12 protein-coding genes and 1 pseudogene are annotated in these 16,725 nt (G+C 67.8%); 5 read left to right on the top strand and 8 right to left on the bottom strand.

The features are described 5' to 3' along the window. Nucleotides 1-73: 73 nt before the first annotated feature. A protein-coding gene (locus J0911_RS13565; protein WP_372434853.1) for an IS3 family transposase occupies nucleotides 74-1,308 on the top strand; the annotation gives its coding sequence in 2 pieces (ribosomal slippage) (nucleotides 74-401 and nucleotides 401-1,308; 1,236 coding nt in all). Nucleotides 1,309-1,515: 207 nt separating this feature from the next. On the opposite strand, the pseudogene J0911_RS20490 reads toward J0911_RS13565, so the two are convergent. Beyond that, a pseudogene (locus tag J0911_RS20490) lies at nucleotides 1,516-2,940 on the bottom strand (HAL/PAL/TAL family ammonia-lyase); the annotation flags it as partial. Nucleotides 2,941-3,579: 639 nt separating this feature from the next. On the opposite strand from J0911_RS20490, the gene J0911_RS13570 reads away from it, so the two are divergent. Genes J0911_RS13570 through J0911_RS13580 form a run of 3 tightly spaced genes read left to right on the top strand, consistent with a single transcriptional unit; the run spans nucleotide 3,580 to nucleotide 8,113 of the window. Further along, nucleotides 3,580-5,340, top strand: coding sequence for an AMP-binding protein (locus J0911_RS13570; protein WP_242636774.1), 1,761 nt, complete (start codon nucleotides 3,580-3,582; stop codon nucleotides 5,338-5,340). Continuing rightward, nucleotides 5,337-6,686 carry a condensation domain-containing protein gene (locus tag J0911_RS13575; protein WP_207276006.1) on the top strand — a complete coding sequence of 450 codons (1,350 nt, stop codon included), beginning with the start codon at nucleotides 5,337-5,339 and terminating at the stop codon, nucleotides 6,684-6,686. Before J0911_RS13570 ends, J0911_RS13575 begins: the two co-directional genes overlap by 4 nt. Beyond that, nucleotides 6,683-8,113 carry a condensation domain-containing protein gene (locus tag J0911_RS13580; RefSeq protein ID WP_207276007.1) on the top strand — a complete coding sequence of 477 codons (1,431 nt, stop codon included), beginning with the start codon at nucleotides 6,683-6,685 and terminating at the stop codon, nucleotides 8,111-8,113. The genes J0911_RS13575 and J0911_RS13580 overlap by 4 nt, the downstream gene beginning before the upstream one ends. Before the next feature lie 18 nt (nucleotides 8,114-8,131). Here J0911_RS13580 and J0911_RS13585 read toward each other — a convergent pair whose 3' ends face one another. The 6 genes from J0911_RS13585 to J0911_RS13610 form a co-directional block, all read right to left on the bottom strand. Further along, complete coding sequence (locus J0911_RS13585) at nucleotides 8,132-8,764, bottom strand: TetR/AcrR family transcriptional regulator (protein WP_207276008.1); 633 nt, start codon at nucleotides 8,762-8,764, stop codon at nucleotides 8,132-8,134. 77 nt (nucleotides 8,765-8,841) lie between these two features. Next, nucleotides 8,842-9,672 (bottom strand): carbohydrate ABC transporter permease, encoded by an 831-nt coding sequence (locus tag J0911_RS13590; protein ID WP_207276009.1) that lies wholly within the window; start codon nucleotides 9,670-9,672, stop codon nucleotides 8,842-8,844. After that, nucleotides 9,669-10,508, bottom strand: coding sequence for a carbohydrate ABC transporter permease (locus J0911_RS13595; RefSeq protein WP_307865083.1), 840 nt, complete (start codon nucleotides 10,506-10,508; stop codon nucleotides 9,669-9,671). Before J0911_RS13595 ends, J0911_RS13590 begins: the two co-directional genes overlap by 4 nt. Before the next feature lie 226 nt (nucleotides 10,509-10,734). Further along, nucleotides 10,735-11,964 (bottom strand): ABC transporter substrate-binding protein, encoded by a 1,230-nt coding sequence (locus tag J0911_RS13600; protein WP_207276010.1) that lies wholly within the window; start codon nucleotides 11,962-11,964, stop codon nucleotides 10,735-10,737. A 247-nt stretch (nucleotides 11,965-12,211) separates the two neighbouring features. Continuing rightward, the gene (locus J0911_RS13605; protein WP_207276011.1) at nucleotides 12,212-13,186 is read right to left on the bottom strand and encodes an alpha/beta hydrolase; all 975 of its coding nucleotides are present in this window, start codon (nucleotides 13,184-13,186) and stop codon (nucleotides 12,212-12,214) included. A gap of 447 nt (nucleotides 13,187-13,633) precedes the next feature. Then, nucleotides 13,634-14,578 (bottom strand): SDR family oxidoreductase, encoded by a 945-nt coding sequence (locus J0911_RS13610; protein ID WP_207276012.1) that lies wholly within the window; start codon nucleotides 14,576-14,578, stop codon nucleotides 13,634-13,636. Between the two features lie 256 nt (nucleotides 14,579-14,834). Between J0911_RS13610 and J0911_RS13615 the strand changes: the two genes are divergently transcribed. Continuing rightward, complete coding sequence (locus J0911_RS13615) at nucleotides 14,835-15,674, top strand: helix-turn-helix transcriptional regulator (RefSeq protein ID WP_207276013.1); 840 nt, start codon at nucleotides 14,835-14,837, stop codon at nucleotides 15,672-15,674. 24 nt (nucleotides 15,675-15,698) lie between these two features. On the opposite strand, the gene J0911_RS13620 is transcribed toward J0911_RS13615, so the two are convergent. Beyond that, nucleotides 15,699-16,511 carry a hypothetical protein gene (locus J0911_RS13620; protein ID WP_207276014.1) on the bottom strand — a complete coding sequence of 271 codons (813 nt, stop codon included), beginning with the start codon at nucleotides 16,509-16,511 and terminating at the stop codon, nucleotides 15,699-15,701. Nucleotides 16,512-16,725: the final 214 nt, after the last annotated feature.

The following is a 16,725-nucleotide window of genomic DNA, read 5'->3' on the forward strand; positions in this document are numbered from 1 at the left end:
GGGGCTTCCCCCTGAGTAGTGGACACGCGAGAGACTGGACCTGGTTTGGTCCGGAGGAAGCGAGTTCACCGTCATGGTGCGGAAGTTCTATCCGGAGGAGTTCAAGGCCGACGCTGTCGAGCTGTACTCCTCCACGCCGGGGGCGACGATCAAGGAGATCGCTGCTGACCTGGGAGTTCACGAGGGAACCCTGTCGAGGTGGTTGCAGGCCGCTGGTGTGACGTCGCCGACGGCGGCTGGTCGGGCCGATGACGGCGGTGGGTCGAGCGGGGCGGGGGTGCCTGAGACGGCGGCTGAGGAGCTGGAGCGGCTGCGCGCGGAGGTCAAGCGGTTGCGGGCGGACAAGTCACTGCTGGAGACCGAGCGGGAGATCCTGCGCAAGGCGGCGAAGTATTTCGCGGGCGAGACGACCTGGTGAGCCGTTTCCAGTTCGTCGCCGAGTTCCATGACACCTACGGGGTGAAGCGGCTGTGTGAGGTCCTGCAGATCGGCAGGTCTTCCTACTACAAGTGGCGTGATGGCGCTGATCGTCGGGCCGAGCGTGTGGCGGCGGACGCCGATCTGGCCGCGAAGGCGTCCGCGATCACCGCGCAGTTCGATGGGACCTATGGGTCCCCGCGGGTGACCGCTGAGCTGCGCGACGCCGGGGTCGTGGTGAACGCCAAGCGCGTGGCCCGGGTGATGCGCGAGCACGGGGTTGTGGGGGTCCACCTGCGCAAGAAGGTCCGCACCACGGTCCCGGCCAAGGACGCCCCGAAGGTCCCTGACCTGCTAGAACGCGACTTCACGGCCGACGCGCCGAACCGGAAGTACGTCGGTGACATCACCTACCTGCCGATCGGGGATGGGCAGTTCCTCTACTTGGCCACGGTGATCGACTGCTTCAACCGGCGCCTGGTCGGCTGGCAGATCGCCGACCACATGCGCGACACCCTGGTCATCGAGGCCCTCGATGCGGCCGCCCGCGAACGAGGCTCGTTGGCTGGGGCGATTTTCCACTCCGACAACGGCCGTCAGTACTGCTCGGACGACTTCCTCGCCGCGGCCGGGCGGCACGGGTTGACCCTGTCACGCGGCGCGGTCGGGACCAGCGCCGACAACGCGCTGGCCGAGAGCTTCAACGCCGCGCTCAAGCGCGAGACTCTCCAGGGTGAACGCCGCTGGAACGGGGCCCGGGAGTGCAGGAAGTCCGTGTTCCGGTGGGTCACCCGCTACAACACGCGACGACGACACTCCTACTGCGACTACATGAGCCCAATCGATTTCGAGAATACTCACCTCGCCACTACAATGCCGATTGCTGGTTAACACACCGAGGTGTCCACCATTCGGGGGGAAGCCCCACCGTACTGTTCGTCGCGTTGCATTGGTGGCCTCCACGTCGCATCGGCCGGGTGGGGTCTGCTGGTTGCGGGTGGCTTCCAGCTCGCCGGACAAGATCAGTTCAGCCAGCGTGTTCAGTTCCTGGTCGAGCGGGCGATCGACGTCAAGGAAGGTCACGTGCTCGCGCACCAGAGTCCAGACCTCCTTGGTGGCTGGGCTGAGTCGGTCGACGCCGCGCAGTTCGACGGCCTGGCACAGTGCGTGCAGGACGGCGGCGGTCACGTGGGCTGTCAGTTCCACGACGGTCCGGGCGTCCCTGGCAGCGATCGATCCCATACTCACCTTGTCCTGGTTGTGCGCCTCGGTCGAACGTGAGAACACGGTGGCCGGGCTCGCCTGTTTCAGGGCTTCGGCCGCGAATGATGAGCAGGCGATCTGCAGGCCCTTGTAGCCATGGGTGGTGCGTCCCTCGGGGACCAGGTTGGGCGGCAGGCCGCCGCTGAGTTTTTCGTCCACGACCTGGGCCAGTTGGCGGTCCAGCAGATCGGCGATGCTGGCCAGCGCAACCTTGAGGGAATCCATTGCCTGGGCGATATGGCCGCCGTAGAAGTTCCCGCCGGAGAACACCTCCCCTGAGCCGGTGTCGAACAGAGGGTTGTCGTTGGCAGAGTTGATCTCTCGCTCCACCCAAGGCTCTGCCCATGCCAGCGTGTCGTGTAGCACTCCGATCACCTGGGGAGCGCAGCGCACCGAGTACCGATCCTGGACCCGGCGCTCCACCGCCGGCGATCCGATGCGGTCCTCGATCGCCGACACCCCGGTAAGCGCCGAGCCGGTCAGGAGCCGGTGAATGTGCGAGGCGCTGCCGGCCTGGCCGGGGTGAGGCTTGTGCTCGCCGAGGAACGCCGCGAAGTGATGCCCGTTGCCGCCAAGCGCCTGCGAGGCCAGGGCAGTGCAGACCTCAGCGGCGAACGCGAGCCGATGGGCGTCGTGGACCGCCAGCGCCGCGTAGGCGGTCATGAAAGAGGTGCCGTTGACCAGCGCCAAGCCCTCCTTGGCGCGTAGCACCAGAGGCTGGAGGCCGCAGGCGCGCAGGGCTTCGGCGGCGGGCACGGTCTCGCCCCGGTGCCGCGCTGATCCCTCGCCGACGAGGGCAGCGGCGAGATAGCTCGACGGCACCAGATCGCCACTGGCGCCGACCGATCCTCGCTCGGGCACCTCGGGCAGTAGGTCGTGCTCGAGAAGCCCGACCAGCAGCTCGGCGACCTCCGGCCGGGTGCCGGATACGCCCCGAGCCAGGCAGTTGGCTCGGATGGCGATCATCGCGCGGACCACCTCGTCGGGACAGCGGGAACCGGCGCCGGTCAGGAGGAACTGAATGAGGCCGTCCTGCAGCGTACCCGTCTGACCGGCGCTGACCACCCGATGGGCGCTGTCACCGAACCCCGTGGTGACGCCGTAGATAACCGCACCTTCATCTACCAGCCGATCCTTCAAGCCGGCGCTGGCGCTCATCCGCCCGGTGCTCTGGGGATCGAGGGTGACGTGGGTGTGGGAAGGATCGCGGGCGAGCCGGGCCAGTGCGGCCACGTCGAGCGTGAAACCATCGATGAGCACTGTGGGCCTGTCGTCGCGCAACGTTCTACCGCCTCTGCCGAGTCAGTACTGATTGGGACTTCGGCGACAGTGCCGATTTATCCTACGGTCTTCCGTCCGCGAGCTTCAAGGGGACGCTGCCCTGGCCGGGCGAGGAGTGCGACGTGATCGACCCCGGATCCTGCTGCACGCGGCCCGATGAAGAGGACTACCACGGCTCCAGATCCGCCCGGCGGCATGGGGGACCCGCCCGAGAGGGCGTGTGCCGCCGTTCTCGTTGCTCACGGGTGTGATGAGGGGCCACGGGCCACGCTCCCTCGGATCCGATGTGCCGGGAGCCGGGAAAGGTTCATGTCCCGCCCGCAGACCGGTCCGGCCGGTACTTGCGCGGCGACATGGCCCCAAATGAGCGACCGGCCGGGGCGACGTGGGCTTGCGCGATCTGTCCGTAAAGTCTGCGCATTCTGTCTTGTCTCGCCTGCTCGCGCGTCGCGATGCTGGGAGCCGCGCCTGTGGGACCGGCGCACGGATCCGGGGGGATCGGCGGCAGGAGCCGCGATGTGCACCCGCTGTCTCGCCCAAGTGCCCGCCTCCGTTCGGGGAGCGGCAGACACGAAGGGAAAGCGATACATGAGAACGCAGAGCGTCACTGTGACCGGCATGCTCGCAGCCAGGGCGCAGGAACGGCCCGAGGCAACCGCGATCGAGCTCGTTGGTGCGGGAGGACTCAGCTATGCAGCGTGGAATCAGCGTGCCCGCGCCGTCGGTCATGGCCTGATCGCCAGGGGTGTGCAGCCTGGTGACCGTGTCGTGGTCCAAGCTTCGGGTGACTGGATCGCTTTCGCGATCGGATACGTCGGGGTGCAGGCCGCCGGGGCGATCGCTGTTCCCGTCCTGGCATCCGGTGGTGATGAGCACATTGCTCGCGTCCATGCGGAGGCGGGGGCGGTCGGTGTCATCGCGCATGCGCCCGTGGGCGGGTGCCCGGGGTGGTCCCAGGCGGTCCACGAGATCGAGGCGGGCCAGCCAAGTGGACCGACCGGGGTGGAGGTCCGTGGCGAGGACGACGCGGAGATCCTCTTCACCTCCGGAACGACCGGGCGGCCCAAGGGCGTCGTGTCCACGCACGACAACCTCACGCACGCGGTCCGCGAGCGTGGTGGAGGCGTGTCGGCGCCGCTCGCGGCGGTGCGTTCCGTGCTGCATGCGTTGCCGCCCGCGTCGAATGCGGGGCAGAGCCTGATGGTGCAGACGCTCAGCGCCGTGCCGCACACGATGATCGTGCCCGAGAAGTTCGATGCCGAGGGTTTCCTGGACATCGCGCAGGAGTCCAGGCCGGACGATGTGGTGCTGGTTCCCGCACATGCGCTGGCGCTGTTGCGTGTCAAGGCGCGGTTCGACCTGAGCGGCGTACGGCAGGTGCGGACCACGAGCGCGCCCATCTCGGCCGCGACGCTGGCCCGGCTCGCGGAATTGTTCCCGGAAGCGAGCATCGTCAACATGTACACCTCGACCGAGAGCTGGCCGGCGCGTCTGCGGATGCGTTTCGACCTGGATCGGCCGTTCTCCCTCGGCCGGGCACACGGCGGCAGCGAGGTGCGCATCGTCGACGAGGCCGGTGAGCCGGTCCCGGCCGGCGTGTCGGGCTCCGTGCAACTGCGGGCAGAGGGGGTACGTCCGCGCCGCTACTGGAACGACACAGGTGCAAGCACGAGCGTCTTCGGGGCGGGCCAGTGGGTGAGCACAGGCGATATAGGCCGTCTTGACGACGCGGGGTACTTCTACCTGGAAGACCGCAGCGCCGACACGGTGAACGTCGGCGGGCGCAATGTGTCGACCCTTGCCGCGCAGGGTGTGCTGGAGGAGCATCCTGACGTGGAAGAGGCGGCCGCGTTCGGCCTGCCGCATCCGACACTCGGGGAGTACCTGATCGCCGCGGTGATCGGTTCCGACGACCTCGACTCCGACCAGGTTCGTTCGTTCGCCGCTGCGCGGTTGGGGGAGGCCGACGCGCCAAAGCGCGTGGTCCGGGTCGAGCGGTTTCCCCGCAACGTGCTGGGCAAGGTCGTCAAGCGTGAACTGATCGAGTCGATGTCCGCGCTGCTCGCCCAGCATGGCGATCACGACGAGATGGCCAGTGATACGGAACGCGCGGTGGCGGCCATCTGGGCGCGGGTGCTGGACGTGGCCCCCGCCATGATCGGCCCGGGAGCCGAGTGGGTATCGTTGGGCGGATCCTCTCTCGAGGCAGCGGAGGTCGCGTTGCTCGTCAGTGATGAACTCGGGCGCGAGGTGCCCGAGAGGGCACTGAACGTCAACCCGACCGTGCGCGCCTTCGCCGCTGTGGTGGACGGGGCGCCGCTCGTGAACGACGGCGAGCTGCGGTCCATCAGGCGTGTCTCCCGCGGGGCGGCAGGATGAACCAGCTGCACACCGCCACGCACTATCAACGTTCCCTTTACAACGCGACGGGCGGGCAGGCGTCCGGCGTCAACGTCGGCGCCGCCATCCGGATGCGCGGCCCCGTCGACCCTGAGCGCATTCGCGGGGCGCTGGACGCGCTCACAGCCCGGCACGAGGCCTTGCGCACGACGCTGATGCGGCAGGACACCACCGACACCGCACATCAGGTCATCAGCGATCAGTTTCCGCTGGAATTGCGCGAGGTCAGCGTTCCCGAGCCCGACGAGGAGCAGCGGGAGACAACCTATGCCGCGCTCCTGCAAGCGGAGCTGCGGCGGCCGTTCGTGCTGGAGAGCAGCCCTCTTGCCCGGGCAGCGTTGGTGACACTCGCACACGACGACCAGGTGTTCGCGTTGATCGCGCACCACGCAGTCATGGACGGCTGGTCCGCCGGCGTGATTCGCGACGAGTTCCCGCGCCTGTACGAGTACGGCACGAGCGCGGCGCTTGCGCCTCCCATGCTTCATCTCGTCGACTACGCCATGTGGGAGGCCGGGCTGGCCGACGACCCGGCCACGCGAGAGCATTGGCGCGCGGCTCTGGCCGATGCCAGCCCTCGTCTCACCTTCCCGCCCGGGATGCCGGCCATCGGGGCCATCGTCCGCACCACACCGCATCCGCTCCCACTTGACCAGGGTCCGACGCTCAGCGCGTTCCGTTCGCTCATGGTCGCCGAGCAGGCGAGCCCCACCGCCGTCCTGTTGGCTGCGCTGGCAGCGTCCTTGAGCGATCACGCGACGAGCGAGAGGATCACGTTCGGCGTCATGCGGTCAAACCGCCAGCAGCGAGATATCCGCGGCACGGTCGGGTTCCTCGCCGGGCACGTTCCGGTCACGGTGGACCTGTCCGGCGACCCGTCGTGCGAGACGCTGGTCGGCCGTACGGCCCATGCCTACGACCGGGCGATATCGCGCCCGGCACCGCTCAGCGTGCTGCGTTCGGCACTGCCCGATAACCGCCCAGGACCGTTGTTCGACGTGTCGCTGAACTACAGCCACCAGCAGGCGCGCCACCAGACGGACGCGATCGTGATGAGCGGCGGGGTCATGTTCTCCCCGTTCGACCTCGCGCACTCCGAGCCGACGGAGCACCCCTGGTGGGACGGGGCCTCGCTGCTGGACTTCCAGATCAGATCCGATCCGGCCGGGAGGCTCTCCGGAACCCTCGTGGCAGATGCCCACATGTTCGGTGGCACGCCGGCGGCGCGGTTCGGTGAGCGTTTCGCCGCCGCGCTACGCGGGTTCGCCGATCGCCCCACGGATCGCCTCAGCGATCTTCTCACCCCGAAGGAGTGGGCCCTGTGAGCACGGACGCGAGCATGGAGGCGGATCCCACTATTGCTGCGCATACCAATGCTGTGGACGCCACCGAGGCCGGGACAGGCGTGTTACCGGTCACCTATCTCCAGCAGGAGTGGGTCGAGGCGGTCGGTGGAGACCAGTCCAATCACAACATCCCGCACGCCATCGAGATCACGGGGCCCTTGCGCCTGGGCGACCTTGCCGCCGTGCTGGCGGCACTGGTGGAACGTCACGAGACCATGCGCATGGCGTTCACCCGTACCAAGACCGGGATCGCGCAGCACGTCATCGCACCGTTCGACCCCGCGTGGAGTTTCGAAGACCTCTCAGGCCTTCCGCAGCCGGCGCAGCGCGCCGCGCTGGAACACCTCGCGGTCGAACGTTGCGAGCAGATGATCGACCTCTTCGCTCCACCGCTCTGGTCGGCGGTGCTGGCCCGGCTGAGCTCTGACCGCCACGTCCTGCTGACCATCTGGCACCACGCCGTGTTCGACGGATGGTCCAACGCGGTGTTCTTCCGCGAATTCCACCAGCTCTACCGCGCCCGGCTCGACCCCAGCCGCCCGCCCACACCAGCAGCGACGATCCACCCCGGCGACTACGCCGCGCACGAGAGGTCCATCGGCCTCGGGGAGCATACGCAGTTCTGGCGCGGACAGTTCCCGGCCGATCCGCCACGCCTACCTGCAGAGCCCGGCGTGCAGAGCGGCCCGCTGTGGCTGCAGGCCCACCCACTCCCGCGGATCGGGAGAGACACGGTCAGCGCGCTGCTGCGGCTCGCCGCACAGCGCGGTGCCAGACCCGGCAGCGCCATGCGCGCCCTGGTCCTGGCCTCACTCGCGCCCTACCTCGGCAACCACGTGATGATCGGGAGCGTCACCGCCAACCGGGACGCCCCCGAACTGACACACATCATCGGCCTCTTGAGTGACCACGTGCCCGTCCGGGTCGACCTGCGCGGTGGGCCATCGTTCGACGAACTCGTGGTGCGCGTCCAGGAAGCGACCAGACAGGCGCACCTGCACCGCGTCCCGGTCGGGGTACTGCGTCGCGAGCTACCGCTGGCGGCTCAGGAGGACGGTTCGTTGTTCGACATATCGGTCAACTACATGCCGCATACTCCTGGCAAGATCGCAACGGTTACGGCACAGGACGGCAGCCGCCTTACGATGCGGCCCGAGACGCTGCCCACCAACCTGCTCCGGCCGAGGATGAGATCAGCATTCAGCGGCGCCGTGAGTCTCGGGTTCCAGCTGCGCCATGCGCACGAGGGTCATATTTCCGGTGACCTGTGGGCGCATCACCCGGCATTCACCACAAGGACCCTCGACCAGCTGTGCCGAAACCTCCCCCGCACGGCGCAGGCAGTACTCGCCGATCCTCAGTGCCGAATTCAGGACCTTGCCGCCAAGGGGGCGGCTCGGGATTGATTATCGCCGCCACGCCGGTTACGTCTCGAGCGCAAGCCGCTGCTGGGCCGCCCACGCCTTCGCGGTCTCGGCGACCGGGAGTTCGGGGTCCAGTAGCCAGGCGGTCTCCAGGCCGTTGACAAAGGCGATGATCTCGATGGCCTTCAGATGGGTGTCGACGTCGGCTCGAACCTCACCGCGGTCTTGGGCGGCCGCGAGCACCGCGCCAAGCCGGTCGGCCGTCAAGTGGTATCGGCTGGTCAGCCGAGGGTGGAGGACGCCGTCCTCGCCGAGGTTCTCGACAACCAGCACCGTGTGCATGCCTACCGCGTGTGAATGGCTGGCCCATCGGGTGACGTTGTCCGCGATGACATCGAGAATGCCCAGACCTGCGTCGGCGTCGTGCCACAGCACCTCGTCCTCGTCCTCGTCGCGGCGATCCAACACCGCATTGAGCAGCGCCTCCTTGCTCGGGTAGTGGTAGAGGAGGCCGCTTTGCGAGACCCCCGCCGCGGTGGCGATCTGCGCGAGATTGGTGCCACGGGATCCGTTGCGGGCCACGAGCCGGGTCGCGGCATCGACGATCAGCTGCCTGCGGGCCTCGCCCTTCGCGGACAAGGTCTTCGTGACGCCGCCCGGCTCCTGCGTCGCTTGATGGTCATCCCGTCTCATAACCCGATCCTATGCAGTCGTCTAAGTGCGCGGTCATTGGCCCGTCGTTCATGGATGCCGATCGCTCAGAGCGTGAGTCACTTGACAGCTCCTTGCAGGAGGGCCTTCACGAAGTGGCGCTGAAGGATCAGGAATACCGCCAGGGACGGGGCGATGATCAACAATGAACCGGCGCACAGGAGAGCGATGTTGGTGCCATGTTCACCCTGGAAAGCTCCCAGGCCACCGGCAACGGTACGCATGGATGGGTCATCGATGAGCACGAGTGGCAGCAGGTACTGGTTCCAGGTCGCGAGGAAGAACAAGATCGTGAGTGCCGACAAGGCGGGCACCGCCAGTGGTAGCTGGATCCGGCGGAAGATCTGCCATGCGCTGGCGCCGTCGAGCTTGGCAGCCTCCGTGAGGGCCGTCTCGGCCTTGAGGAAGCTTGCTCGCATCCAGAACACGCCGAAGGGCATGAGCAGCCCGATGAGCGGCAGGATGACAGCCCAGCGCGAGCCGAGCAGCCCCATGTCGCGAAGGTTGTAGTAGAGGGGTGTGATGAGCGCTTCGAACGGCAGGGTCAGGCCGACCAGCAGGATGGCATTGATGAGGCGGCCGCCGGGCACGGCAAGCTGCGCCAGGCCGTATCCGGCCGCGGTGGCCATCGCGACGGCAGCAGGAACGACCCCTAGCACGATCAGGACGCTCGACTGGAACAGAGTGAGAAAGTTCGCTGCGGTCCATGCGTCGACGAAGTTGTGCCACTGAGGATCCGCGGGCCAGGCAAGCCCGGGAGGCGTGCTGTTCTGTGGCGCGAGCGCCGCGGTGAACATGCTGAGCAGCGGGATGACCGCGAACATCATCAGCGCCATCAGGATGGCGACGCGAGAGATGCGGTCGACGAGGGTTGACGAGGCGGCGCTCATTCGTGCCTCCCGATTCGTTGAATGGGCCAGATGACGAGCAGCACGAGGGCCGCGAGGAAAACGGCGAGAGCTGAGGCCTGCCCGACCTGCTGCTCCAGGAAGGTGAGCCGGTAGATCTCGACGCCCGGCACCATCGTCTGATAGCCAGGTCCGCCCTGGGTGGCGATCTGGACGACGTCGAAGCTGGCCAGGGCCGCGATCGTCGTGATCGTCGCGCAGACGGCGATCTCTTGACGAAGCCCAGGCAGCGTGACTGCGAAGAACTCGCCGACGCGGCCGGCCCCGTCCAGGCGGGCCGCCTCATACAGCGATGGGTCGATCTTCCCGATACCCGACAGCAGCAGCACGGTGCAGAAGCCGAGTGACAGCCAGAAGCCGATGATGCCGACGGCCGGCAACGCGAACGTGAAGTCTCCGAGCCACGCGCGTGTGAAGGACTCCAGGCCGACCGCCCTGAGGGACTGGTTGACGAGCCCGTCGGTGGAGAACATCCACGTCCACGCGATGCCGGCCGCCACCGGCGGCAGCACCTGCGGGATGAACAGCACGACCCGAGCCGCAGTGTTGAACGGACCCACCCGAAGCTCTCGGATCAAGCTCGCGGCGACAAGCCCGATACTGACCGGCAGCACGGTGTAGAAGAGGATGAGGACGAACGCGTGGATCACCGATCCGAACAGCTCGGGCTCGGTGAAGATGGCCTTCCAGTTGTCCAGCCCCGCAGGCGTTGCCGGCCCGATGCCGTCCCACTCGTAGAACGAGAACTGCACGGACTGGCCCAGCGGATACAGCACGAACACGGCATACATGACCAGCGCCGGCGCCACCCACACCACACCGCTCCATCGGTCTGCGCGACGCCGTCGGCGGGCCGGGCGTGGCACGGGGAGCGACTTTCGGGAGTCGAGATCGGGCTCCACGAAACTCGGCTTCTTCACCACCTTGCCGGTTGATGCCGTTGCTGCGTTCAGTGTCATGGCTCCGCCCGTGGAAATCTTCGTGGTGGCGCCGGTCTGCTGTGCGTCTGCGGTTCTCGGCGGAGCGTGACGGGCGTTCGGGTGCCTACTGTTCGGTGTCATTTTCGTAGTCCTCCTGGAGCGCCGCAGAGAACTCGGACGGCGACGTCTTTCCCGCCACGAGAAGTTGCGTCTGCGGGATCAGGGTGTTCGCATGCATCGACGCCGTCGAGTTCGACATGAAGTCGACGAGGCCGTCGCTCTCCAGCAGCGTCTGAAATGACTCGACGGTGGCTGCGACAAGGGATCCAGGCTCCGAGTCGGGCATGGGCGCGTCCGCGGGCCCGGCGGGCGGGAGCCCGAGAAGATCCAGGGTGCTCTGGCGGGCTTCGGCATCTGTCTGGATGAAGTTCAAGAACGCAGCTGCCGCATCGGGCTCGGAGGACCTGGCAGGAATGGCCAGGACGCCGGCGGCGGTCATCGCGGTGAAGGGATCACCGGCCTCCTCGGGCGGGAAGAGGAAGAACCCGATCTCGCCGCGGCCTGTTTCCTGAAGCGTTGGCGCCTGCCAGTTCCCGCTCGGGAAGAAAACGCCCTCGCCCTGCGCGAACCTGGCGGGAGCCTGTGTCTGATCGATGCTGTTGACGTCGTCGGGCAGATATCCCTTCGCCCCCCATCGTTGAAGCGTCGTGGCGGCCTCGACCAGCGCGGACGTGTCGATGTCCGCGCCCGGCTTGTTGTAATTCCAGTCCTGGATCACCTGTGTGCCGCCCGCATAGTTCATTTGGAGGTTCTGCAGCGGATACGCCAGTCCGCCGTCCTTGCCGTTGACCATGATCGGCAGGAGACCCGCGCTCTTCGCCTCGTCCAGACTCCGCTCGAGGTCGCCGAGCGTGGCCGGCGGCTCGGTCATCCCGATCTGGGCCGCAAGTTCCTTGTTGTAGTACACGCCCGTCAACCCGAAACCAGGTCCGGCGCCGTACAGATGCCCGGTGCCACGCTGACGACCGTCATCGGCGACACGGGTGGAAGCGAACTGCGACTGCGGCCACTCGGTCCATCCGTATGCCTCGGCGTACGGATCCAGATCGGTCAGGAGATGGTCCTTGACCAGGTTGCCGAAGGACGCGAGCCGGACCAGGTCCGGCACCTCGGTGCCGGAAATCAGGCGGGGCACGTTGGTCGTGAGATTGTTGAAGTCCTCGCCGGTCACCTCCACCGTGACATTGGGATGCTCGGCATGGAAGGCGGCGCCGAGTTCCTCGTACAGCGGCACATCCGGTGTCGACACAAGCACCTCGACAGTGACCGGCGCGTCACCGATGCTCGTGCTCACGGCTGCTGGCGTGACAGGCGGAGCACTCGGCGTGCCCGGGGCAGCGCACGATGCCACGAGGGCGGCAAGTAGGGCGGGCAGGATGAATGGGGCGACAGCCCGCCGACGTCGCCGAGACTGAGCATTGCTGGTACGCATGACAACTCCTCAAGAACGATGTTCGCGCGACGATGGGCCTGGCCATGTCGCTCCACAGGTGATCGAAGGAGGCGATCCGTATCGGGCGTCCGACACGGAGCCCGACAGATCAGGTGTTGATCGCCGAACTCGCGCGATCCGATTCCTGATTGGCGAACGCCTGCCGTAGTGCCGAGCCGGCCTTGTCGACGGCGTCTGCCGCGTCCGGCATGACGCCGAGCTTCTCGATGAACCCGTGGATCTGACCGGCGTAGTCGTGGATCTCGACAGCGACCTGATCCCTGCGCAACCGCCGGGCGTACTCGATGGCCTCCCCACGCAAGAAGTCGTGCTCGGCGGTGATCACGATCGCGGGAGAGACACCGCGCAACGTCTCGGCATGCAATGGCGAGGCGAGGGGAGACCGCCGCATCAGCTCGTCCGGGACGTAGGCGTCCCACAGATACGCGATCCGCTCATACGTGGTCCTGCCGTAGTCGCCACGGCCTGCGAAATCCGAATACGACTCCACGAAGCGGAGCTTGGTCGTGGTGTCCATGGTGCTGTCCAGCACCGGGTACACCAACAGCTGCAGCGTCAGATCAAGCTGGACGTCCCTGGCTCTGAGGGCGGCCGCTGCCGCGAGGTTTCCGCCCGCGCTGTCACCCCCGACCGCAACCCTGGAGAAGTTCTGCCGGGCCCAGCTGATGGCGGCCCATGTGTCGTCGAATGCCGCCGGAAATGGGTGCTCGGGCGCGAGCCGGTAGTCGATCGTGAGGACGGCACATGCGGCACGGTTCGCCAGGGCACGCGCGACCCCTTCGCAGGCGTCCAGGTCGCCCAGCATCCAACCGCCGCCATGCATCCAGACCAGAACGTCCTCTTCGCCGCCGTGCGGCCGGTAGAGCCTCGAGGAAACACCCCCGGCGTCGACCGTCTCCACGGAGGCCACGTGCTCGAGCGGGCCACGGCAGGCCAGCGCGTGATCGTGGGCCTGCTTGCGCAGTGCGGCGATGTCGCGACCCCAGTAGTTCACCTGAGGTGCGAGAGACTCGAAATACCTGCGCACCTGCGCGCTAGGTACTGGGGAAATCGGCGTCGTCATCGAGCTCCTCCTTGAGCTGAGTGGGCCTGCGGTGCCATCAAGCACCAGGTCGAAGCGTCCGCTCCTTCGCAAGCGCTTCGGGTACCGATGTGGATCAGCCGGACCGGTGCCGCGAGTCGTAACGGCACTCAATACCGACTGACTAATCAGTCTGTTTCGGTGAACGTACGCCCGCGCTTGGTCGGGTGTCCAGTAGGTTGCAGAATCGTTACCAGCAGGTGAATCCCCTTCACCGCTCGGTATGCTTCTCTGACCTGTGATGACGTTGATCAGGCGTGATCTCAAGGGGCATCGGTGCGCTAGGGCAGACGATCGACGCCACCGGTGGATCGAAGCCCTGAGCGGGCCCCGCCATCGGCGGCCCGATCGTCACCGTGCCGACCGCGCGGCTGCCGCGCATGGGTCTCGCGATCGGGCTTGGCGTCCGAAGGTCCGGGCACCCGGATGTCAGGCTGCCGAGATAGCCGTTCTGGTGAGTCGTTCCGAGACCTCCCAGACGCGTGCGGCCTCGCCGGCGCTGCGCAGCGGGGAGTACATCCGCTGCTCGGCCGGTGCGCCGCTGGTGTTGCCGAACCCGCTGGGGCTGTATAGGACACCCGGCTCGGCCTGGGGGCCGGTGGCCGCCATGAGCGCGGGCAGCGCCGCGGTCTCGACGGTGCCGGCCAGGATGCCGCGGGCCGAAAGCCAGCGGATCATCCGGCGTCCGGTGGTCTCCTGGGTGCGGCCGATCTCGGGGCGGGCGGCCAGGAGGTTGGTGGGAGCGACGCCGGGGTGGGAGATGTTGCTCGTGATGCCCCACCCGTGCGCCTGGCTGCGGCGTTCCAGCTCGAGGCCGAACAGGCCGAGGGCGATCTTGGACTGGCTGTAGGCGCGCATGCCGTCGTAGCTGCGTTCCCAGTTGAGGTCGTCCCAGTGGATCCTGCCGCTGCGGGCGGCGACGCTCACCTGCGACGTGACCCGTGCGCCGCCGGCGCGCAGCAGCGGCATCAGGTGCGCGACGAGGGCGAAGTGGCCCAGGTGGTTGGTGCCGAACTGGAGCTCGAACCCGTCGGCGGTCGTCCGGCGGTCGGGCGGGGTCATCACGCCGGCGTTGTTGATCAGGAGGTGAATCGGGTCGCCCTCCGCGCGCAGGGTGTCACCGAGGGCGGCGACGGACGCGAGGGAGGACAGTTCGAGGTCGCGCAGTGAGACGTTCGCGCCGGGCACGGACTGCTTGATCCTGGCGATCGCGGCCTCCCCCTTGGCCGGGTTGCGAACGGGGACGACGACCTCGGCCCCGGCCGCGGCAAGCCGTCGGGCCATGACCAGGCCCATGCCGTCGCTCGCCCCGGTGACGACGGCGCGCCTGCCGGTCAGATCGGGGATGGTGATGTCGATCGGTGTGCGGGACATGTGGTTCGCTCCTCGGTGTCGTGCGTTGGACCAACACTCGCTGAAGGCCGGCCCCTTATTCAGGGCCTGACGATCCGCCCTTACGCGGGGCGGGGCTCGACCGGATCCGCCGCGAGGCCGCCGCCGGAATCAGGACCTCCCGATCACAGGCTTGCCGGGGTCAGGGCCGCCGTCCGCAACGGGGGATCGCCAGGCCGTGGCTATCTCCTGCCGCGCGGGATAGAAACGAGGCAGTACTTCCAGAAGGGGGAGCGTCATGATCGATCGCACCGGGCTGGCGAGCTTTCTCCGCAAGCGGCGTGCGGCACTGCAGCCGGAGGACGTCGGCATGCCTCGGGGTCAGCGCCGCAGGACCAGCGGGCTGCGGCGCGAGGAGGTCGCGACGCTGTGCAACATGTCGGCCGACTACTACGCCCGGCTGGAGCGGGAGCGTGGGCCGCAGCCGTCGCAGCAGATGCTCGCCTCGATCGCTCAGGGGTTGCACCTGACGATCGACGAACGCGACCACCTGTTCCGGCTGGCCGGACACAACCCACCGCCCCGGGGAAGCTCCAGCGAACACATCAACCCGGGGCTGCTGCGCATCCTCGACCGCTTGGAGGACACACCCGCCGAGGTCGTCAACGAGCTCGGTGAGACACTGCGGCAGACGCCGATGGGCGTCGCCCTCACCGGCGACACGACCCGGTACACCGGGCCCGCCCGCAGCATGGGTTACCGGTGGTTCACCGACCCGGGCGCCCGGGACCTCTACGCCCCGGAGGAACACGCGTTCATGACCCGGATGTATGCCGCCGGGCTGCGCGGGCTCGTCACCCTCCGGGGCCCGGACTCCCGGGCCGCCTACCTGGCCGGGCTGCTCCTGGACAGCAGCGAGGAGTTCCGGCGCGTGTGGGAGGACCACGAGGTCGGGATACACCCCCACCAGGTCAAGCACTTCGTTCATCCCGAGGTCGGCGCCCTGGAGCTCAACTGCCAGCGGCTGATCGACCCGGGCCAGGCCCACGCCCTGATGGTCTACACCGCCGTACCCGGCAGCGAGAGCTACGAGAAGCTCCAGGTTCTGTCGGTCATCGGAGCGCAGGCGCTGCGCTGAGGCGCCGGTGACCGGTCGAGGCGTTCAGCGGATCCACGATGCGAGGACGGTGGGCCGGATCTTGCCGCCGGCGAGAGGGTTGGCCTGGTATCGCACGATGATGCGCTCCCCGCGGTGGCCGGTGCTGCGTTCGTTGCGTCTGCCCGATGAGGGATCGGCCACGACGTCCGTGTCGATGTACCAGCCCGTGTCCCAGGAGGCTTGGAGCGGGAGGTGTCCGCCCCACTGGTTGACGAGCGAGCGGATCGGCCAGATGACGTCGCGGGACTCGAGCCCTGTGTCGGCCAGACGGGTCCAGACCGGTGGGCGGCGTGAGTCGACGGGCTTGTCGCCCGCAAGGACGAGTCCGGCCTGGAGACACAGGTACACGCTCAGCGGCGGGTCGAGGCGTGCCGGGCCGTCGTGGCCGACCATGGACCGCAGTGCCGTCATCACGTGTGTGGGTCCCTTGCCCGCGCCACGGGCGCTGATCACGGCCACGTCCCACAGGGAGGGGACCGTGACGAAGCGTTCTTCGTCGCACGACCAGGTGATCTCACGCATGGTGGGGACGCCGAAGCGTCCGGCGAGCGGCCCGTTCTCGTAGGCTCGCCCGAGCATGTCGTCGAGGGCCGCCGCACCGATGGCCGGTACGAACACCAGCCTGGGCTCGAGCGCCTCGCGGCGCATGAGCTCGAAAGCGGGCAGGACCTTTCGCAGCGAGGCGTCGAATGCTTCCAGCGGCGGCAGCGGGGCCGGCCCGTCGGGTCGATGGTCGACCAACGCGGCCAGCCTGCGCGCGGTGGCGTGGGCGGCGCCGGGCTCCATCGTCGAGGTGTGCGGTATCGAACCGGCCACGCCAGCCTCCCGGTGATCGTCGTCACGTGAGCATAGGTCGGGCCCGGGGTCTGGTACGAGGATGAAAACACTGGTCGGAGGCATCGACCTCCTCGACCTCGCGCGTCCACGTTTCCGCGGCGTCGGCCTCCGGCACCTTGCGCTCCGGCGCCTTGCGACGAGCGAGGGCAAGGCCGTGCGGGCGTCCTGGCCGGGACGAGTCGATCGCGAAGCA

Source organism: Myceligenerans salitolerans, assembly GCF_017349295.1.
Lineage (GTDB): Bacteria > Actinomycetota > Actinomycetes > Actinomycetales > Cellulomonadaceae > Myceligenerans > Myceligenerans salitolerans.